Genomic DNA, 20,462 nt, shown 5'->3' on the forward strand with positions numbered 1-20,462 from the left:
CAGAACCTAACAAGAAGCCCGCTGATCTCATACACCTCAGAAGCAACACTGAGACATCTAGCAATACTTGCCCTAACCGGCCCCCTCCTGGTTGGCCGGGCGGGTCTCCAGCCGCACCACATGTGGGTGGTCGGGCCGCAGTTCGGCCGAATCCTCGGCGAGCACGATCCGCTCACCGGGCCCGACAAGCCCCAACAGGGCACTGAGGAGGGTGGTCTTGCCGGTGCCCGTGCCTCCGGAGACCAGGAACGACAACCGGGCCTCGACCATCTCCCGGAGCAGCCGGTGCCCGCCGGGCGGCAGCGTCCCGGCCGCGACGAGCTCCTCCAGGGTGAAGGCCCGCGGCCGGACCACCCGCAGGGAGAGGCAGGCCGATCCGACGGCGACCGGCGGCAGTACGGCGTGCAGCCGGGTGCCGTCCGGCATCCGGGCGTCCACCCAGGGCCGCGCGTCGTCCAGCCGCCGCCCCGCCACGGCGGCCAGCCGCTGGGCGAGCCGCCGCACGGCATCGGCGCCGGTGAAGGTCACCCCGGTCAGCTCCAGACCACCGCCCCGGTCCACCCACACCCGGTCGGGAGCCGCGACCAGTACGTCGGTGACCTCGGGGTCGGTGAGCAGCGCCTCCAGCGGGCCCGCGCCGACCAGCTCGGACCGCAACTCCGCCGCGACACCGAGCACTTCCGCGTCACCCAGCAGCCGGCCCTGGGCCCGCAGGGCCGCCGCCACCCTGGCCGGCGTCGGCTCCGCCCCGCTCTCGGCGAGCCGCCGGCGCACCGCGTCCAGCAGTACGGCGCTCATGCCGGCACCCCCTGGGCGGGACCGAGCGCCCGCTGCCAGAAGCCGTCGCAGAAGCGGGCCAGCGCTCCGCGCCCCTGAGCCCCGGGAGGTTCCCCCTCGGCCACCCGCCCGGGAAGCCCCACCTCGACCGGTACCTCGCCGGCCAGCGGCACCCCCAACAGTCCGGCCACGTCCTCCGGATCGAGGCCCGCCGGACCGCGGCCCCGTACGACGACGCGCACGTCCCGGGCCGCCATCCGCACCCCGGCCGCGACCCGCCCCGCGGCAGCCACCGCGCGCAACTCGCCCAGCACCACCATCAGCACCAGGTCCAGCTGGGCCAGCACCTCGGCCACCGCCTCGTCCACGCGCCGGGGCAGGTCGACCACGACCACCCCGCCCCGGCGGCGCGCGGCGGCGACCACCGACCGCGTCGCGGCGGGCGGCACCGCCACCCGGTCCCCGCGATCCCAGCTGAGCACCCGTAGCGCGTGCAGTTCGGGCAGGGACTCCTCCAGCGCCCCGGCACCGACCCGGCCCCGCGAGCCCGCGAAGTCCGGCCAGCGCAGCCCCTGTACGGACTCTCCGCCAAGCAGGACGTCGATGCCCCCGCCGAGCGGGTCGCCGTCGATGAGGATGGTCCGCTCCCCGGCGCGGGCCGCCCGTAAGGCCAGCGCGCACGCGAGGGTGGAAGCCCCCGCGCCGCCACTGCCGCCGATCACCCCGACGGCGAGGGCCGGCCGCCCGGCCCCTTCCACCACGTCCGCGATGCGGTCGACGAGGCGGCTCTCCGCGTCGGGGAGCCGGAGCACCTCCTCGGCGCCGATCTCCAGCGCGCGTTGCCACACCAGGGGGTCGTCCAGATCCCTGCCGACAAGGAGCACCCCGTCCCGGCGCGGGGCTCCCCGCACCCGCCGCGCCGCGTCGTCCCCTACCAGCACCAGCGGCGCCGACTCCCAGCCGACGCCCCCGCCGTCCGCGGCGACCCCGGCCCCATCCGTCTCCCGGGCCCCGCCCGGCGCGCCGGTTCGCTCCGGCAGCGCGTGGCGGACGTGCGGCTCGGCCCCCGCCGCGGCGCACAGCCGCAACAGGTCGTCGAGCAGCAGGGGATCCTCCGTGATGATCAGCGGCCGGCCGCCCGTGGGCCCGGCCGCCGGATCCCTCCCCGCGCCGCCCACCGCACCTGCTTTCCAGCGTGTCCCCGAACCGGTCCGCTTCCCGGCCACCACGTTTTCCGACACTTCACACGACTTCGATCGCGCCACGATCTCCGCCCCCTTCTCGCCACATATCCGAGCGCCGCGGACTTCGCGGCCCTCATCACGGTGCAGCCATCGGGGAAATGAAGTGGATCTTGTTGGAAAACTGTGGACAGCGGTCCGATTGTGGATATCCCGGTCACCCTCACAGGTGAGTTCCAGAGCGCGGCGGAACCACTACGCTGCGTCACGAGTTTGATGAGGTGAGGGCCTTCACCACGCAGGCCCCGTCATGAGGAAAGGGGCTGGGAGATGGTCGCTTGGGGCCGAAGGCAGGGACGCGAACCGCGTCCGGACATGCGACGACCCCCGCCGGGGGGGAGAGCGGGGGTCGTCCCCACGGTCCGACTCGGGGGGGGAGGAGCCAGACCGGGTTAGCACGGTCGCGAACGATCCGTGACTTCCATGGTGTACCCGATAGCCTTCTCAGGCAAACCCACGCGCCACACCTTACGCCGAATGGTGGGCGCATATGCTCGGGGCGTGGAAAATCAGCCCCTGCCGCACTCCTCGCCTCGTACCGCAGCCTTCTTCGACCTGGACAAGACGGTCATTGCGAAGTCGAGCACCCTGACGTTCAGCAAGTCCTTCTACCAGGGCGGCCTGATCAACCGGCGAGCCGTTCTGCGCACCGCGTATACGCAGTTCATCTTCCTGGCCGGCGGAGCCGACCACGACCAGATGGAACGGATGCGGGAGTACCTGTCCGCCCTCTGCAAGGGGTGGAACGTGCAGCAGGTGCGGGAGATCGTCGCGGAAGCCCTGCACGACCTCATCGACCCGATCATCTACGACGAGGCCGCGTCCCTCATCGAGGCCCACCACACGGCCGGGCGGGACGTGGTGATCGTCTCGACCTCCGGAGCGGAAGTCGTCGAGCCCATCGGGGAGATGCTCGGTGCCGACCGGGTCGTCGCCACCCGCATGGTCGTGGGCGACGACGGCTGCTTCACCGGCGAGATCGAGTACTACGCCTACGGACCGACGAAGGCGGAAGCCGTCCGCGAGCTCGCGGAGTCCGAGGGCTACGACCTCTCCCGGTGCTACGCCTACAGCGACTCCGCCACCGACGTCCCGATGCTGGAGGCGGTCGGACACCCGCACGCGGTCAATCCCGACCGGGCGCTGCGCCGGGAGGCCGTGGCCCGGGAGTGGCCCGTCCTGGTCTTCAACCGCCCCGTACGCCTCAAGCAGCGGCTGCCCGGGCTGTCGATGCCGCCGCGGCCCGCACTGGTCGCAGCGGCGGCCGTGGGAGCGGCGGCGGCCGCGGGACTCGTCTGGTACGCGAGCCGGCGCCGGGCCGGCGTGCGCGCCCTGGCCGCCGCCCACTGACCCGGCCTCCACCCCGGAACCGGCACCGGCCACCCAGCCGCCCCGCCACCCGCCACCCGTCACCCGTCACCCCACCGATTCGAATGTCCTGACCTGCCGGAACGCGGGCCGTCCCATTCGTCCGCGCTCGTCCCGGAAAGTAAAGAAGTGGGGCGAGGGGTTCCGGATATCTCCGAAGCGGAGTACAAAGGAATCAACGGCCCGCGAGACCAAAGAACATCCGAGAGGATCATCTTTAAAACGCAGTAAGGCCCACGGACCGATGCATGAGCGCCGAGTACCCACGCGACGTCGACCCGTCGATTACGGGCCAGCCGCACCAGGTGACGGGCAAAGTCCCGACCTGATGGGCAATCATCGAGGACGCTTGGTAACTGGACGCGCATGTCAGCGGCGACACCAAAGCAAGACGGTGTCGCCGCAACCCCTGTTCGGGGAGATGTCAGGCCGCGCCCCGCTGCAGGGCTTCACAGACCGCCGTCGACTCGCGGACGCCGAGTTCGACCGCGCGGCCGCAGTGGGCGATCCAGGCGGCCATCCCCTCCCCGGTCCCCGAGAGGTAGCCCTCGAAGGCCGCCAGGTACGCCGCGCTCCCCTGCTCCGCGTGTCCGGCCTCCGCCGGGCAGATCGCCTTCGGGTCCAGACCACTGTTGATCAGGACGATGCGCTCGGCAGCCCGCGCGACCAGGCCGTTGTACGAGGCGAAGGGCCGCAGCGCCAGCAGCTCGCCGTGCACCACCGCGGCCGTGATCAGCGCCGGGGCGGGACCGCCCGCGATGATCAGCCGGGACAGCCCGTCCAGGCGCCCCGCCACCTCCTCCGCGCTCGGCAGCGGAAGGTCCACCAGGGGTTCGTCCACCGGCTCGCCCGCGAGCCGGGGCCGCCCCACCACGTCCCCGTCGGCCGTCGACCCCGACGCCACCAGGTGCAGGCGCGCCAGGACACGGAGCGGCGACTGACGCCAGATGCTCAGCAGCTGCCCGGCCTCCGCCGTGAGCCGTAGCGCAGCGCCCAGCGTCAGCGCCTCCGGCTCCGATCCGAAGTCGGTGCGGCGGCGCACCTCCTCCAGCGCCCAGTCGGCACCGGACAGGGCCGCGCTCCCGCGGGCACCGCGCAGCGCGGCCTCCGAGGTGATCTCCGCACTGCGCCGGCGCATCACCCGGTGCCCGTACACCCGGTCCACGGCCTTGCGTACGGAATCGACGGACCCGGCGACACCCGGGAGACCGGCCAGCGGGGCCAGCGGGTCAGCAGCGCTACTCATAAGTAGGGAGCCTACGCACTGCGCACCCGCAGCACCGACCCCTCATTGGAGTGGTCTTCTTCACTCACCTCGACCACACGTCGCTACCGTTCCACTACGCTTGGTGAACATGAAGATCGCTTTCGTGGGAAAGGGCGGCAGCGGCAAGACCACGCTGTCCTCCCTCTTCATCCGCCACCTCGCCGCCAACGAAGCCCCCGTCGTCGCGGTGGACGCCGACATCAACCAACACCTGGGCGCCGCGCTCGGCCTGGGCGACGCCGAGGCGGCCGAACTGCCCGCGCTGGGCGCGCACCTGCCCCTGATCAAGGAGTACCTGCGGGGGTCCAACCCGCGGATCGCGTCCGCCGACACGATGATCAAGACCACCCCGCCGGGCCGCGGCTCGCGCCTGCTGCGCGTCACCGGCGACAACCCGGTGTACGAGGCCTGCGCGCGCACGCTGCTGCTCGACGGCGACCCCGTACGGCTCATGGCCACCGGGCCGTTCACCGAGGCCGACCTGGGAGTGGCCTGCTACCACTCGAAGGTCGGGGCGGTCGAGCTCTGCCTCAACCACCTCGTCGACGGCCCCGACGAGTACGTGGTCGTCGACATGACGGCCGGGTCGGACTCCTTCGCCTCGGGCATGTTCACCCGCTTCGACGTGACCTTCCTCGTGGCCGAGCCGACCCGCAAGGGCATCTCCGTCTACCGCCAGTACAAGGAGTACGCGCGGGACTTCGGAGTGGCGCTCAAGGTCGTCGGGAACAAGGTGCAGGGACCCGAGGACATCGAGTTCCTGCAGGACGAGGTCGGCGAGGACCTGCTCGTCACCGTCGGGCACTCGGACTGGGTGCGGGCGATGGAGAAGGGCCGCCCGGCCGCCTTCGAGCTGCTGGAGGCGACCAACCGGCTCGCCCTGCAGGCACTCCAGGACGCGGCCGACGACTCGTACGTGCAGCGTGACTGGGACCGGTACACCGAGCAGATGGTCCGGTTCCACCTGAAGAACGCCGAGAGCTGGGGGAACGCCAAGACCGGGGTCGACCTGGCGGACCAGGTCGACCCCGATTTCGTGCTCCACGAGGGGGTGGAGCACGCGGGGGAAGGCGGGGCTCTGGTCAGCCCTCGTCCGCAGCCGCTTCAGCCTGCTCCGCAGCCGGCTTGACGTCCGCGGGGGCGGTCGGCTTCACCGGCGGCCCCGCGGTCAGGAACTTCTCCCAGCCCTGCTTCGGCGTCTCGCCGACGTCGAGGGTGCGCATCCACTCCAGGGCCTTCGGGTCCTGCGCGTCCAGCCAGTCCGCCAGCTCGCGGAACGGCACGCAGCGTACCTCGGGCTTGGTGCACATGCCCTTGATCGACTCCTCGATGGCACGCATGTAGGTGCCGCCGTTCCAGGACTCGAAGTGGTTGCCGATGATCAGCGGCGCGCGGTTGCCCTGGTAGACACGGTCGAAGGCCTGCCGCAGGCCGTCGCGCATCTGGTCGCCCCAGTACTGGTGCTGCGAGGGGTCTCCCTGCGAGGTCGTCCCGGACTGGTTGACCATGTAGTTGTAATCCATGCTCAGGGTGTCGAAGGCCCGGCCGGGCATGGGGACCAGCTGCAGCGGAAGGTCCCAGAGGCCGTCGGTCTTCTTGGGCCAGATCTGCTTGCTGATGCCGCTGGAGTCGTAGCGGAAGCCCATGTCCTTGGCCGCCAGCATGAAATTCTTCTGGCCTTCGAGGCACGGGGTGCGGGCCCCGATGAGCTCCTTGTCGTAGTCGAAGGGGAGCGCTTCCATCCCCTTCAGGCCCGCGTTCGTCTTCCAGTTCTTGACGAAGGACTTGGCCTGGTTGATCTCGCTCTTCCACTCCTCCACGGACCAGGTACCCACACCGCCCTCGGGGCCGCAGAAGTGCCCGTTGAAGTGGGTGCCGATCTCATTGCCCTCCAGCCAGGCCCCGCGCACCTGGGTGGCCGTGTCCTTGATGCCCTGGAGGTCGCCGAAGCCGATGTCCGAACGGCCCGCCGCGTGCTGCGGGGCGGTGTAGAGGGTGCGCTTCTCCTCCGGGAGCATGTACACGCCGCTGAGGAAGTACGTCATCCGGGCGTTGTACTGCTTGCCCACCTCGCGGAAGTGCGAGAACAGTTTCTGGCTGTCCTCGCCGGCGCCGTCCCACGAGAACACCACGAACTGGGGCGGCTTCTCGCCCGGCTTCAGCTTCTGCGGCTTCTGTACGTTCGGCTGCGATCCGGTGTACGCGGTCGAGCCGTCACCGATGAGCCGGTTGACGCTGCCCGGGGCCTCCGGGGCGGCGGCGCCCTTCTTGGGGTTCTGGCCCCCGGGGGCCGGGGGCTTGGCGGGCTCCGAGGAGCTGCAGCCGGCAACCCCCAGCACAAGCGCCGTGGCGACCAGGCCGCCGGCGATCTTCTTCGTGGCGGCGATCATCCGCCCCACCTCTCCCTCGCAGTTCCATCGCAGGACTTCCGCGCCGCAACGTCCCATGCGGTCCACCGTGAGGAAGGTATGACAAGCCGGACAAAATGCTTATTCACCCTTGCGTGCTAATTCGTAGACTATTTGCCCCAATTATTCACCATCCCCCTTTACTCTGGATTACCATCCATTTACCGAGTGTTGAGACTCCCGCCGCTTCACCCCTCCCCCGAGGAGACGGGACCTTATGACAGCCATCTCCCCCACACCCGCCCGCGAGAAGGCCCGCAAGGACTTCTCCGCGGACCTCTCCGCCTCCATCGCCGTCTTCCTGATCGCCCTGCCGCTCTCGCTCGGCATCGCCCTGGCCACCGGCGCGCCGCTCCAGGCGGGCCTGGTCGCCGCAGCGGTCGGCGGAATCGTCGCCGCCCGGCTCGGCGGCGCCCCGCTCCAGGTGAGCGGGCCCGCAGCCGGACTCACCGTCGTCACCGCCGAGTTGATCCAGCACTACGGGTGGCGCACCACCTGCGCGATCACCGTGCTCGCGGGCTGCTGCCAGCTCGGGCTCGCCGCGCTGCGCACCGCCCGGTCGGCGCTCATGGTCAGTCCGGCCATCGTGCACGGCATGCTCGCGGGCATCGGCGTGACCATCGCGCTCGCCCAGCTGCACATCGTGCTCGGCGGCACCCCGCAGAGCTCCGCCGTGGCCAACGTGCAGGGGCTCCCAGGCCAGTTGGCCGACCTGCACCCGGCCGCGCTCGGCGCCAGCGCACTGACCCTGGTGGTCCTGCTCGGCTGGCCGCGGCTGCCCGGGCGGGCGGGCCGCGCCCTGCGCAAGGTTCCGGCCGCGCTCGCCGCCGTCGCCACGGCCACGGCCTTCGCCGCCCTGGCCGGGCTCACCCTCCCCCGGGTGGACCTGCCGTCCTGGCGCAGCCACGCCCTGCCCGAGCTTCCCGAGGGCCCCGTCCTCGGACTCATCGCCGCCGTACTGACCATCACCCTCGTCGGCAGTGTGGAGTCCCTGCTGTCGGCGGTCGCCACCGACAAGCTGATCGCTTCCGAACGCGGCACGACCAACCGCCCGCCGCGCGCCGACCTCAACCGGGAACTGCGCGGCCAGGGCGCCGCGAACATCGTGTCCGGGGCCCTGGGAGGGCTGCCCATCACGGGGGTGGCCGTCCGCAGCGTGGCCAACGTCAAGTCCGGTGCGGCCAGCCGCAGATCCTCCATGATGCACGGCTTCTGGGTGCTCCTGGCGGCCGGACTGCTGGTGCCCGTCCTCGACCTCATCCCGCTGGCCGCGCTGGCCGCGCTGGTCATGGCCGTCGGCGTGCAGATGGTCAGCATCACGCACCTGCGCAGCGTCACCCGGCACCGGGAAGTCCTCGTCTACGGGACGACCATCGCGGCCGTGGTGCTCGGCGGCGTCCTGGAGGGCGTGGCCATCGGCATCGCGGTGGCCGTGGCGCTGGCGCTGCACCGGCTGGCCCGGACCCGGATCACCCTGGAGCAGCTGGAGAACGGAACCCACCGGGTCTGCGCGCGCGGCCAGTTGACCTTCCTCGCCGTGCCGCGGCTGAGCCGGGTGCTGAACCAGATCCCGCACGACCGGCACGCGGTGATCGAGCTGGACGGCTCGTTCATGGACCACGCGGCCTACGAGACGCTGCAGGACTGGCAGGACTCCCACCTCGCGCACGGGGGCTCGCTGGAGGTCAGCGGCCGCTCCGGGGCCGCGGCGCACGCCTCCGAGGACGACCGGGCCGACCGGGCCGGCCTCCTCGCCGGCACCGGCATCGATGCCGACGGAGCCGACCCGGACGGGCCCGGGGGCCGTACCGACCGCTCGGACCGCGCGGGCCTCGCCGACCGCGTCCAGCGCGACCGGTCCCGGCGCTCGCCCCAGCGCGGGGCGCACCAGTGCTGCCGGCCCTGGACCCCCTGGCAGAACCACTGCGACCACCGGACCACGGGAAGCCGTACGGCCCCGACGGCCGCGGAGACGGCCAGGACCGCAGGGTCGGAGGAGGCGGCCGCGGCCCCCCGCCGGCGCGGCGCTGGCCAGCTGGCCAGCGGGATCGGCGCCTTCCAGCGCGACACGGCGCCCCACGTACGGGACGAGCTGGCGCGGCTGGCCCGCGAGGGTCAGCGGCCCTCGCAGCTCTTCCTGACCTGCGCGGACTCCCGTCTGGTGACGAGCATGATCACGGCGAGCGGCCCGGGCGACCTGTTCACCGTCCGCAACGTCGGCAACCTCGTCCCGATGCCGGGCGCCGAGTCCGGGGACGACTCGGTCGCGGCGGCCATCGAGTACGCCGTGGACGTGCTCCAGGTGGACAGCATCACGGTGTGCGGGCACTCGGGCTGCGGGGCCATGCAGGCGCTGCTCAGCTCCTCGCCCTCCACCCCGATGACCCCGCTGCGCCGCTGGCTGCGGCACGGCCTGCCCAGCCTGGAGCGGATGGCCAGCCGCCACCACGCCTGGGCGCGGATCTCGGGCCGCCTCCCGGCGGACGCCGTGGAGCAGCTGTGCCTGACCAACGTGGTGCAGCAGCTGGAGCACCTGAAGGCCCACGAATCGGTGGCGCGCAGGCTCGCCGAGGGCACGCTGGAGCTGCACGGGATGTACTTCCACGTGGGTGAGGCCCAGGCCTATCTGCTGTCCGAGGGCCAGGACTTCTTCGACTGCCGGGTCTTCGACAGCGTCGGTCAGATCGGGCAGCACGCCTGAACCGATACCCTCCCGTATCCGTGCAACCGTTCGGCCCCTTGCCGCATCCTGCTGCGGTGAGGGGCCCTTCGTGCGCCGGACGCCGCGGTCCGGACACCGTTCGCATGCGGCCCCAGACGTGCTATAGGTCTAAACCAATTCTCGGTTACCCCTTGTCACCTGGGCCTCCGACTGATGAGCTATGCCCGGGGACACAACGGACACCCTGGGAAAGGGAGATGTCGTGAGCAATGAAAGCCTGGCCAATCTGCTCAAGGAGGAGCGGCGGTTCGCACCGCCTGCCGATCTGGCCACCGCCGCCAACGTGACACAGGCTGCGTACGCACAGGCCGACGCGGACCGGCTGGGCTTCTGGGCCGAGCAGGCCCGGCGGCTGACCTGGGCCACCGAGCCGACGGAAACGCTCGACTGGACCAACCCGCCCTTCGCGAAGTGGTTCGCGGACGGCAAGCTGAACGTCGCGTACAACTGCGTGGACCGCCACGTCGAGGCCGGCAACGGCGACCGCGTCGCCATCCACTTCGAGGGCGAGCCCGGCGACAGCCGCGCCATCACCTACGCCGAGCTCAAGGACGAGGTCTCCCGGGCCGCCAACGCCCTGACCGAGCTGGGCGTGCAGGCCGGCGACCGCGTCGCCGTGTACCTGCCGATGATCCCCGAGGCGGTCGTCGCGATGCTCGCGTGCGCCCGCGTGGGCGCCGCGCACTCCGTGGTCTTCGGCGGCTTCTCCGCCGACGCCGTCGCCTCCCGCATCCAGGACGCCGACGCGAAGCTCGTGATCACCGCCGACGGCGGCTACCGCCGCGGCAAGCCGAGCGCGCTCAAGCCCGCCATCGACGCCGCCGTCGCCAAGTGCCCGCAGGTCGAGCACGTACTCGTCGTACGCCGCACCGGCCAGGACACCGCCTTCACCGAGGGCCGCGACGTCTGGTGGCACGACGTGGTCGGCCGCCAGTCCGCCGAGCACACCCCGCAGGCCTTCGACGCCGAGCACCCGCTGTTCATCCTGTACACCTCGGGGACCACGGGGAAGCCCAAGGGCATCCTGCACACCTCGGGCGGCTACCTCACGCAGGCGGCCTACACCCACCACGCCGTCTTCGACCTCAAGCCGGAGACCGACGTCTACTGGTGCACCGCCGACATCGGCTGGGTGACCGGGCATTCGTACATCGTCTACGGGCCGCTCGCGAACGGCGCCACCCAGGTGATCTACGAGGGCACGCCCGACACCCCGCACCAGGGCCGGTTCTGGGAGGTCGTGCAGAAGTACGGCGTCACCATCCTGTACACGGCGCCCACGGCCATCCGGACGTTCATGAAGTGGGGCGACGACATCCCCGCGAAGTTCGACCTGTCGAGCCTGCGCGTGCTCGGCTCGGTCGGCGAGCCGATCAACCCCGAGGCCTGGATCTGGTATCGCAAGCACATCGGCGGCGACCGCTGTCCCATCGTGGACACCTGGTGGCAGACCGAGACCGGCGCCATGATGATCTCCCCGCTGCCGGGCGTCACCGAGACCAAGCCGGGCTCCGCACAGCGCGCGCTGCCCGGCATCGCCGCCACCGTCGTGGACGACGAGGCGAACGAAGTCCCGAACGGCGGAGGCGGCTACCTCGTCCTCACCGAGCCGTGGCCCTCCATGCTGCGCACCATCTGGGGTGACGACCAGCGCTTCATCGACACCTACTGGTCGCGCTTCGAGGGCAAGTACTTCGCGGGCGACGGGGCCAAGAAGGACGACGACGGCGACATCTGGCTGCTCGGCCGGGTCGACGACGTCATGCTGGTCTCCGGCCACAACATCTCCACGACCGAGGTCGAGTCGGCGCTCGTCTCGCACCCCTCGGTCGCCGAGGCAGCCGTGGTCGGCGCCAACGACGAGACCACCGGTCAGGCCATCGTGGCCTTCGTCATCCTGCGCGGCAGCGCCTCCGAGACCGACACCCTGGTAGCGGAGCTGCGCGCCCACGTGGGCGCCACGCTCGGCCCCATTGCCAAGCCGAAGCGCATCCTGCCGGTGCAGGAGCTGCCGAAGACCCGCTCGGGCAAGATCATGCGCCGCCTGCTGCGCGACGTGGCGGAGAACCGCGCGGTCGGTGACGTCACCACGCTGGCCGATTCCTCGGTCATGGACCTGATCCAGTCCAAGCTCCCGGCCGCTGGCAGCGAGGACTGACGCCGGCGGTTCCACGGGCCCGGGAGGGCGTCCGGCGCGTCACGCGCGGGACGCCCTCCGCCCGTTTAAGGTGATGGTCACCCGATACGACTGTGCAGCCCTGTAAAATAGGTGAAACGTCAATAGGTGACGTCTCAAGGGACGTCCGAACAGTGCGAACAACACAGGGTGCGCCGGGAAGTCTGGTCGGCAACTGCATGAGCCATGCCGTCGACCAACCGGAGGTGCCCCCACCGTGGACACGCCCACGCCCACCCCCAGCCGCAAGCTCCTCGGCCGGATGTCGCTGCCCGAGCGCCGTTTCGTCGCCGCCGCGCTGCGCACCGAGACCGTCGGCGGCGTGCTGCTGCTCGTGGCGGCCGTCGCCGCCCTGATCTGGGCGAACGTCCCCGGCATCTCGGAGAGCTACTACAGCGTCGGGTCCTTCCACATCGGCCCGGCCTCCCTCGGCCTCGACCTCTCGCTCCAGCACTGGGCGGCCGACGGCCTGCTCGCGATCTTCTTCTTCGTCGCCGGCATCGAGCTCAAGCGCGAGCTCGTCGCGGGCGACCTGCGCGACGCGAAGGCCGCCGCCCTCCCGGTGATCGCCGCCCTCTGCGGCATGGCCGCACCCGCGCTGGTGTACGTACTGGTCAACACCCTCGGCAGCGGCTCGATGGACGGGTGGGCGGTTCCCACCGCCACCGACATCGCCTTCGCCCTCGCCGTACTCGCGGTCATCGGCACCTCGCTGCCCTCCGCCCTGCGCGCCTTCCTGCTGACCCTCGCGGTCGTCGACGACCTCTTCGCCATCATGATCATCGCGGTGTTCTTCACCAGCGACCTCAACTTCGCGGCGCTCGGCGGGGCCCTCGCGGGCCTGGTCCTCTTCTGGTTCCTGCTCCGCAAAGAGGTCCACGGCTGGTACGTCTACGTCCCGCTCGCCCTGGTCATCTGGGGCCTGATGTACAACAGCGGCGTCCACGCCACCATCGCCGGTGTCGCCATGGGCCTGATGCTCCGCTGCTCCCGCAGGGAGGGCGAGTCCCAGTCCCCGGGCGAGCACATCGAGCACCTCGTACGGCCCCTGTCCGCCGGACTGGCCGTACCCCTCTTCGCGTTCTTCTCCGCCGGTGTCTCCCTCTCCGACGAGGCCATCGCCCAGGTCTTCACCCGCCCCGAGACCCTCGGCGTGGTCCTCGGCCTGGTCGTCGGCAAGACGGTGGGCATCTTCGGCGGCACCTGGCTGGCGGCCCGCTTCACCAAGGCCGAGCTGAACGACGACCTGGCCTGGCCCGACGTGCTCGCCGTGGCCTCGCTCGCCGGCATCGGCTTCACCGTCTCCCTCCTCATCGGCGAACTCGCCTTCAGCGACGACCCGGTCCTCACCTCCGAGGTCAAGGCGGCCGTACTGATCGGCTCGCTGATCGCCGCCGTCGTCGCGTGCGTCCTGCTCAAGCTCCGCGACCGGAAGTACCGGGCGCTCACCGAGGCGGAGGAGCGCGACGAGGACCACGACGGCATCCCCGACATCTACGAGGAGGACAAGCCCGAGTACCACCTCCGGATGGCCCGGATCTACGAGGACAGGGCCGCCGAGCACCGCCGCAGGGCCGCGGCGGCATCGGCCGCCACGTCCGAAGCGGCATCCGGGTCCAGCGCCGGAGCCGACCGTCCGGCATGATCTGACAGACGACGCAGGACAGCCGCCGACAGCAGACGACAGAGGGAGAGAGCGAATGAGCGCAGTGGACCAAGGGGCGCGGGGAGCCGAGCGCACACTCGGCCAGCTGGTCGCCTCGGCCACCGCCGAGATGTCCGCCCTGGTGCACGACGAGATCGCCCTCGCGAAGGTGGAGATCAAGCAGGACGTCAAGCGGGCGGGCATCGGCAGTGGCGCCGCGATCGTAGCGGGCGTGCTGATCGTCTTCTCCATCCCCGTACTGAGTTTCGCCGCGGCGTACGGCATCCACAATCTCGGGCTGCCGCTGTGGGCCTGCTTCCTGATCGTGGGAGCGGTGTTCTGGCTGGTCGCGGTTCTGATCGGGCTGCTCGCGTGGGCGAAGTTCAAGAAGGTCAAGCCCCCGGTGAAGACCATCGAGTCCGTCAAGCAGACCGCGGCGCTCGTCGGGACCGTCAAGCCGCACCCGCGGCCGGTGAGTGACCAGGCCGTGGGTGTGACACGCTCGTCCTCATGACAGCGCCCACGCCGGACCCCAGCACTCCCCCCACTGCTGCCACGGCGGTACGGCTCGACCTCCCCGGCGGCCGCAAGGTCACCCACCGCGACGTCGCGGCCAACGGCGCGCGTTTCCACGTCGCCGAGCTCGGGGACGGGCCGCTGGTGCTGCTCCTGCACGGCTTCCCGCAGTTCTGGTGGACCTGGCGCCACCAGCTCACGGCGCTCGCCGACGCCGGGTACCGGGCGGTCGCGATGGACCTGCGCGGCGTGGGCGGCAGCGACCGCACCCCGCGCGGCTACGACCCCGCCAACCTCGCGCTCGACATCACCGGGGTCGTACGGTCCCTCGGCGAGCCGGACGCCGCCCTGGTCGGGCACGACCTGGGCGGCTACCTCGCCTGGACGGCCGCCGTGATGCGGCCCAAGCTGGTGCGCCGGCTCGTGGTCTCCTCCATGCCGCACCCCCGTCGCTGGCGTTCCGCGATGCTGTCGGACTTCGGGCAGACCAGGGCCAGTTCGCACATCTGGGGCTTCCAGCGGCCGTTCGTCCCCGAGCGGCAGCTCGTCGCCGACGACGGGGCCCTCGTGGGCGAGCTGATCCGCGACTGGTCGGGACCGCTCCACCCCGAGGACGCGGACCTCGACGTCTACCGCAGGGCGATGTGCATCCCGTCCACCGCGCACTGCTCGGTGGAGCCGTACCGCTGGATGATGCGGTCGATGGCCCGTCCCGACGGGCTCCAGTTCAACCGCCGGATGAAGCGCCCGGTCCGGGTGCCGACCCTGCACCTGCACGGCTCGCTCGACCCGGTGATGCGGACGCGGAGCGCGGCGGGCTCCGGCGAGTACGTCGAAGCCCCGTACCGGTGGCGACTGTTCGACGGCCTCGGGCACTTCCCGCACGAGGAGGACCCGGCGGCGTTCTCCACCGAGCTCGTGAACTGGCTCAAGGACCCCGAGCCGGACCGCTGAGGCGCCCCGGTCGGGCTGCGGGGCGGCTCCCGGGGGATCCTGACGCACCGGCAGTCCGCGGCCGCTCCCATATGACAAGCATTCAATTGCCCGGCGCATAGGCCAATTGGCCGCCCCGGACGGGATTACCGACCTTGGGGCACGGGCACAGCTCGGAGTATGAGCTGGACGCACGACTACGGTGACACCGCACACGAACGCCGCTCGGCCACCGCGCCGGGCACCCACGAGAGGCCTGGCCGGCACGGCCACGACCTCCGGCTCGGAATTCCGCGCATCCTGCGCCGCCGCGCCCGCTGGGTCTCGGCACGGCTCCGCCACCCGCGGACGTAGAGCCCGGCGCGGCGCACGGACGCCGGCGCACCCGCTTCGCACGCAAACGCTTCGCACGCAGACGCTCCGCCTGCGGACGCTCCACATGCGGACACCGACTCGTGGACGCACCCTCGTGCCGTACGGACCTCCGCGCCCGTACGGCTCAGAGGGCGCAGGTCTGGCTGTCGACCCTGCGCGTGGCGGCGGCGCCGAGCCGGATGTCGTCGCGGATCTCGTCCGCCGTCAGGGCGTAACCGGTGTTCGGGTCGTCGAGCGACTTCGCGAAGATGACCCCGTACACCTTGCCGTCGGGCGTGAGCAGCGGGCCGCCGGAGTTGCCCTGGCGGACCGTCGCGTACAGCGAGTACACGTCACGGCGGACGGTGCCCCGGTGGTAGATGTCCGGGCCGTTGGCGTTGATCCGGCCGCGGACACGGGCCGGGCGGACGTCGTAGGCGCCGTTCTCCGGGAAGCCGGCGACGATCGCGTCGCTGCCGCTGCCCGCGTCCTTGTCGATGAACTCCAGCGGCGGGGCCTTCAGCTTCGGCACGTCCAGGACGGCGATGTCGCGCGCCCAGTCGTAGAGCACGACCTTGGCGTCGTAGAGCTTGCCCTCGCCGCCTATCTGCACGGTCGGTTCGGTGACCCCGCCCACGACGTGGGCGTTGGTCATCACCTTGCCGGGCGCGAAGACGAAACCGGTGCCTTCCAGCACCTTGCTGCAACTGGGCGCGGTGCCGACGACCTTCACGATCGAGCGCTTGGCCTGCCCGGTGACGGGGCTGGTGGCGAGCGCCGGGTCGGGCGCCCTCACCTCGGTGATGGGCTCGTTGGAGAACGGGCTGAACACCTGGGGGAAGCCGTTGCGCGCGAGGGTGGAACTGAAGTCCGAGAACCAGGTGTTCGCCTGGTCCGGCAGGACCCGCGACACGCCCGTCAGCACCTTGGAGTTGCGGACCTCCTTGCCCACCGTGGGCAGGGAGGTGACGGCGACCCACGAGCCGATCAGCCACGCCACCAGCAGCATCGCGACCACGTTGACCAGGGCGCCGCCGGTCGCGTCCAGCGCGCGCGCCGGCGACCAGGTGATGTAGCGCCGCAGGCGGCTGCCCAGATGGGTCGTCAGGGCCTGACCGATCGAGGCGCAGATGATGATCGCGACGACGGCGATGACGACGACCGTGGTGGACACCTGGGTGCCGTTGTCGGTCACCCGGTCCCAGATCAGCGGGAGCAGGGACACGGCGATGAGACCACCGCCGAGGAAGCCGATCACCGACAGGATGCCGACGACGAACCCCTGGCGGTAGCCCACGATCGCGAACCACACGGCGGCGACCAGCAACAGGATGTCCAGCACGTTCACATGGGCCACCGTCTCATGAGCGCCAGTCGAGCGGTACGTGCCGGGATCGGTCCCAAGGGAGCTCCCAGCCCGCGAAATGCAGGATCCGGTCGATCACTCCGGCGGTAAAACCCCAGACCAGAGCCGATTCGACGGTGAACGCGGGACCTTGGTGCCCACTCGGGTGGACGACGGTGACCCGGTGGCCGGGGTCCGTGAGATCCGCCACGGGAACCGTGAACACCCGCGCCGTCTCGGCCGGGTCCACGGCGCCGATCGGGCTCGGGGCCCGCCACCAGCCCAGCACCGGGGTCACGACGAACTCGCTGACCGGGATGTAGAGGCGGGGCAGCACCCCGAAGAGCTGGACCCCGGCGGGATCGAGGCCGGTCTCCTCCTCGGCCTCGCGCAGGGCGGCGCGCAGCGGCCCGGTGGTCTGCGGGTCGCCGTCCTCGGGGTCGAGGGCGCCGCCGGGGAAGGAGGGCTGGCCGGGGTGGGCACGGAGGCTGCTGGCCCGCTCCATGAGGAGGAGCTCGGGGCCGCGGGGGCCCTCGCCGAACAGGATCAGCACCGCGGACTGGCGGCCCCGCCCGTCCTCGGGCGGCAGGAACCGGCTCAGCTGGGCCGGGCGGACCGTCCGGGCGGCGTCCACGACCGGGCCGAGCCAGCCGGGCAGCCCGTCGGTGGTGAGCTCGGTGCTGCCCCGCCCGGCAGGGGGCGGGAAGGCGCCGTACGGGGCCTGCTGCGCGCCCGGGGGCGGCCCGGGCACCACAGGGGCCCCGCCGGCCCCACCGGGCCCACCAGGCGCGGCAGGGAGCGGGCCGGGCGGAGCGGCGGCCCGGCCCGGCGGCTCGGCGGAGCCCACCGTCCCGCGGGCCGCCCTCTGCGTACCGGCGTCGGCCGGGCGGTTCTGCGTAGCCCCAGTCATAGGCACCCCTGTCCGTGTTCTCCCACACCGCCAAACGCGGTCCGGGTACCGAATCGTTCCTACGGCTGCGCCGCCGCCCGCGCGGCCAACGGCGGGGCCGGGAGCCCCGGGTAGTCCGGGGGCGGGGTCAGCCGCTGGCCCGGCTGGCCGCCCTTCTCGTACTTGAGCAGCTTCTTCGCCTTCTCCGGGTCCGTCTCGCCCTCCCCGTACGCGGGGCACAGCGGGGCGATCGGGCAGGCTCCGCAGGCCGGCTTGCGGGAGTGGCAGATCCGGCGGCCGTGGAAGACGACCCGGTGCGAGAGCATCGTCCACTCGCTCTTGGGGAAGATCGCGCAGATCTCCGCCTCGACCTTCTCCGGGTCCTCCTGCCCGGTCCACTTCCAGCGGCGCACCAGCCGGCCGAAGTGGGTGTCGACCGTGATCCCGGGGACGCCGAACGCGTTGCCGAGCACCACGTTCGCGGTCTTGCGGCCGACCCCCGGCAGCTTCACCAGGTCCTCGATCCGGCCCGGCACCTCCCCGCCGAAGTCTTCCCGCAGGGCCTGCGAGAGGCCGAGCAGCGAGCGGGACTTCGCCCGGAAGAACCCGGTCGGCCGGATGAGCTCCTCCAGATCCTCGGGGGCGGCCGCCGCCATGTCCTCGGGGGTCGGGTAGGCGGCGAACAGGGCCGGGGTCGTCTGGTTCACCCGCAGGTCGGTGGTCTGCGCGGACAGCACCGTCGCGACGAGGAGCTCGAAGGGGTTGCGGAAGTCCAGCTCCGGATGGGCGTACGGGTAGATCTCGGCCAGCTCGCGGTTGATCCGGCGGGCCCTGCGCACCATGGCCAGGTGCGACTCGCCGCGGACCGGCTTCGCTTTCTTGGCCGAACCTTTGCCCTCGGGGGCGGGCGGGGCCTTCGCGGGCGCCTCCACAGGGGCGTGTTCGCCCACGGCTGAATTGCGGGGTGCCGTCACTCCGGCGGACCCCTTGGCCTGTGCTCTCACCGGCTTGTTGGACACCCGGCCAGCCTAAGGCCGGCCGCTGACACCCGCCCGGACCTCAGGTAACACCACCCCGATTGGCCTCTCGCCGCACAGCACACCCGTCCGTCCGGCATCCTTGTGATTGATCGCACTGTTTGAGCCGTCCGGCAAAATGGGGACACGGACCCCTGAGCTGGTCGACATAGGAGAGAGACTCGTGGACGACGTACTGCGGCGTGCCCCGCTCTTCGCGGCGCTCGATGACGAGCAGGCCGCGGAGCTCCGCGCCTCCATGGGCGAGGTGACCCTCGCACGCGGTGACGCCCTGTTCCACGAGGGCGACCCCGGTGACCGGCTGTATGTCGTGACCGAGGGCAAGGTGAAGCTCCACCGCACCTCCCCCGACGGCCGCGAGAACATGCTGGCCGTCCTCGGCCCCGGCGAGCTGATCGGCGAGCTGTCGCTCTTCGACCCGGGCCCGCGCACCGCCACCGCCACCGCACTGACCGAGGTCAAGCTCCTCGGCCTCGGCCACGGCGACCTGCAGCCCTGGCTCAACGCCCGGCCCGAGGTCGCCACCGCCCTCCTGCGCGCCGTGGCCCGGCGCCTGCGCAAGACCAACGACCAGATGTCCGACCTGGTCTTCTCCGACGTTCCGGGCCGTGTGGCGCGGGCGCTCCTCGACCTGTCGCGCCGTTTCGGCGTGCAGTCCGAGGAGGGCATCCACGTGGTGCACGACCTCACGCAGGAGGAGCTCGCCCAGCTCGTCGGCGCCTCCCGCGAGACCGTGAACAAGGCGCTGGCCGACTTCGCGGGCCGCGGCTGGCTGCGCCTGGAGGCGCGCGCCGTGATCCTGCTGGACGTGGAGCGCCTCGCGAAGCGGTCCCGCTGACGCCCGTCGCACCCTGAAGGGGTCCTGCCCGCACGCCGGGCAGGGCCCCTTCGCGCGTCCCGCGGCCGCCTCACGCGACCCCGCCGGGCCGCCCCGCCTGCCGACGGGGCACAGTGGAGCCATGGAGCACAGGGGGCTGGACACGGACGGGTACTTCAAGCGCGAGGGGTCCCTGGGCCGGGTGCCCGCCGCCTTCGCCGGCGTCGTCGCGGCCGCGCGGGCGCGGACCGCCGAGGCGTACGGGCACCGGCTGCACAGCGCGTACCTGTACGGGTCCGTGCCGCGCGGGACCGCCCGGCCGGGCCGGTCCGACCTGGACCTGCTGCTCGCCCTGCACCACGAGCCCGGCGCCGAGGACCGCGACACCGCCGAGGTGCTGGCGCGCGGGCTGGACGGGGACTTTCCCGCGATCGACGGGGTGGGGATCCTGCTCCACGGCAAGGAGAACCTGCTGAGCGAGGCCGAGCGGTACGACCTCGGCTGGTTCCTCGCCTGCCTGTGCACCCCGCTCCTCGGCGCGGACCTGGCCGAGCACCTGCCGCGCTACCGCCCGGACGGCCTGCTCGCCCGGGAGACCAACGGCGACCTGGCCGCCATGCTGCCGGGCTTGCGCGCCCGCGCCGCGGCCGCCTCGACCCCGGAGGAACTGCGCCGGCTGACCCGGGGCCTCTCGCGGCACCTCGTGCGCACCGGGTTCACGCTGGTGATGCCGAGGTGGGGCGGCTGGACCAGCGACCTCGCCGAGTCCGCGGAGGTCTTCGGCCGGTACTACCCGCAGCGCGCGGCCCAGATGCGGGCGGCGGCCGCGGTGGCCCTGGACCCGGTCGCCGACCCGGCCGTGCTCCGCGCGTACGTCGAGGACCTCGGCCCGTGGCTCGCGGACGAGTACGCGGCCCGGCACGGCACCAAGACCCCCCGCAAGCCCCCGGAGGGCTCCTGAGCGGCC

The 20,462-nt window shown here is 71.8% G+C and carries 16 protein-coding genes and 1 pseudogene; 10 read left to right on the forward strand and 7 right to left on the reverse strand.

Going from position 1 to position 20,462, the window contains the following annotated elements:
• Positions 1–75 precede the first annotated feature (75 nt).
• Positions 76–798: pseudogene (locus tag ACFWTC_RS14380) on the reverse strand (CpaF family protein); the annotation flags it as partial.
• A complete protein-coding gene (gene ssd, locus ACFWTC_RS14385; RefSeq protein WP_384027553.1) occupies positions 795–1,955 on the reverse strand; it encodes a septum site-determining protein Ssd in 1,161 nt (386 codons plus the stop codon). The gene ssd and the pseudogene ACFWTC_RS14380, both read right to left, overlap by 4 nt.
• Positions 1,956–2,495: 540 nt before the next feature.
• On the opposite strand from ssd, the gene ACFWTC_RS14390 reads away from it, so the two are divergent.
• Positions 2,496–3,368: an HAD family hydrolase gene (locus ACFWTC_RS14390; protein WP_383926692.1), complete on the forward strand. Its 873-nt coding sequence runs from the start codon at positions 2,496–2,498 to the stop codon at positions 3,366–3,368.
• A 442-nt stretch (positions 3,369–3,810) separates the two neighbouring features.
• Here the strand turns inward: ACFWTC_RS14390 and ACFWTC_RS14395 are convergent, their stop codons facing one another.
• Complete coding sequence (locus tag ACFWTC_RS14395; RefSeq protein ID WP_383926689.1) at positions 3,811–4,632, reverse strand: oxidoreductase; 822 nt, start codon at positions 4,630–4,632, stop codon at positions 3,811–3,813.
• Positions 4,633–4,741: 109 nt separating this feature from the next.
• Here ACFWTC_RS14395 and ACFWTC_RS14400 point away from each other — a divergent pair, with 109 nt between their 5' ends.
• Entirely contained in the window at positions 4,742–5,782 is a 1,041-nt protein-coding gene (locus tag ACFWTC_RS14400) for an ATP-binding protein (RefSeq protein ID WP_383926686.1), read from the forward strand.
• Here ACFWTC_RS14400 and ACFWTC_RS14405 read toward each other — a convergent pair.
• Positions 5,736–7,043, reverse strand: a complete 1,308-nt coding sequence (locus ACFWTC_RS14405; protein WP_383926683.1) for a hypothetical protein — start codon at positions 7,041–7,043, stop codon at positions 5,736–5,738. The genes ACFWTC_RS14400 and ACFWTC_RS14405 overlap by 47 nt on opposite strands.
• Positions 7,044–7,278: 235 nt before the next feature.
• On the opposite strand from ACFWTC_RS14405, the gene ACFWTC_RS14410 reads away from it, so the two are divergent.
• The 6 genes from ACFWTC_RS14410 to ACFWTC_RS14435 all read left to right on the forward strand — a co-directional run bounded on the left by ACFWTC_RS14410 (position 7,279) and on the right by ACFWTC_RS14435 (position 15,407).
• Positions 7,279–9,762 carry a SulP family inorganic anion transporter gene (locus ACFWTC_RS14410; protein ID WP_384027551.1) on the forward strand — a complete coding sequence of 828 codons (2,484 nt, stop codon included), beginning with the start codon at positions 7,279–7,281 and terminating at the stop codon, positions 9,760–9,762.
• 181 nt (positions 9,763–9,943) lie between these two features.
• The gene (gene acs, locus ACFWTC_RS14415) at positions 9,944–11,941 is read left to right on the forward strand and encodes an acetate--CoA ligase (protein WP_383926677.1); all 1,998 of its coding nucleotides are present in this window, start codon (positions 9,944–9,946) and stop codon (positions 11,939–11,941) included.
• A gap of 280 nt (positions 11,942–12,221) precedes the next feature.
• Entirely contained in the window at positions 12,222–13,604 is a 1,383-nt protein-coding gene (gene nhaA / locus ACFWTC_RS14420) for a Na+/H+ antiporter NhaA (RefSeq protein ID WP_384027592.1), read from the forward strand.
• Positions 13,605–13,659: 55 nt separating this feature from the next.
• Positions 13,660–14,118: a phage holin family protein gene (locus ACFWTC_RS14425; protein WP_383926674.1), complete on the forward strand. Its 459-nt coding sequence runs from the start codon at positions 13,660–13,662 to the stop codon at positions 14,116–14,118.
• Positions 14,115–15,074: an alpha/beta fold hydrolase gene (locus tag ACFWTC_RS14430; protein WP_383926671.1), complete on the forward strand. Its 960-nt coding sequence runs from the start codon at positions 14,115–14,117 to the stop codon at positions 15,072–15,074. The genes ACFWTC_RS14425 and ACFWTC_RS14430 overlap by 4 nt, the downstream gene beginning before the upstream one ends.
• A gap of 159 nt (positions 15,075–15,233) precedes the next feature.
• Entirely contained in the window at positions 15,234–15,407 is a 174-nt protein-coding gene (locus ACFWTC_RS14435) for a hypothetical protein (protein ID WP_383926668.1), read from the forward strand.
• 145 nt (positions 15,408–15,552) lie between these two features.
• Here ACFWTC_RS14435 and ACFWTC_RS14440 read toward each other — a convergent pair whose 3' ends face one another.
• The 3 genes from ACFWTC_RS14440 to nth all read right to left on the reverse strand — a co-directional run bounded on the left by ACFWTC_RS14440 (position 15,553) and on the right by nth (position 18,591).
• Entirely contained in the window at positions 15,553–16,755 is a 1,203-nt protein-coding gene (locus tag ACFWTC_RS14440) for a MarP family serine protease (RefSeq protein ID WP_384027549.1), read from the reverse strand.
• A gap of 13 nt (positions 16,756–16,768) precedes the next feature.
• Entirely contained in the window at positions 16,769–17,503 is a 735-nt protein-coding gene (locus ACFWTC_RS14445) for an NUDIX hydrolase (protein ID WP_383926662.1), read from the reverse strand.
• Positions 17,504–17,721: 218 nt separating this feature from the next.
• Complete coding sequence (gene nth, locus ACFWTC_RS14450; RefSeq protein ID WP_384027547.1) at positions 17,722–18,591, reverse strand: endonuclease III; 870 nt, start codon at positions 18,589–18,591, stop codon at positions 17,722–17,724.
• 250 nt (positions 18,592–18,841) lie between these two features.
• Here nth and ACFWTC_RS14455 point away from each other — a divergent pair, with 250 nt between their 5' ends.
• Both ACFWTC_RS14455 and ACFWTC_RS14460 read left to right on the forward strand, forming a co-directional pair.
• Positions 18,842–19,516 (forward strand): Crp/Fnr family transcriptional regulator, encoded by a 675-nt coding sequence (locus tag ACFWTC_RS14455; protein WP_003981529.1) that lies wholly within the window; start codon positions 18,842–18,844, stop codon positions 19,514–19,516.
• Between the two features lie 121 nt (positions 19,517–19,637).
• A complete protein-coding gene (locus ACFWTC_RS14460) occupies positions 19,638–20,456 on the forward strand; it encodes a nucleotidyltransferase domain-containing protein (RefSeq protein WP_384027545.1) in 819 nt (272 codons plus the stop codon).
• Positions 20,457–20,462 lie beyond the last annotated feature (6 nt).

The organism is Streptomyces sp. NPDC058619 (genome assembly GCF_042717785.1).
Taxonomy (GTDB): domain Bacteria; phylum Actinomycetota; class Actinomycetes; order Streptomycetales; family Streptomycetaceae; genus Streptomyces.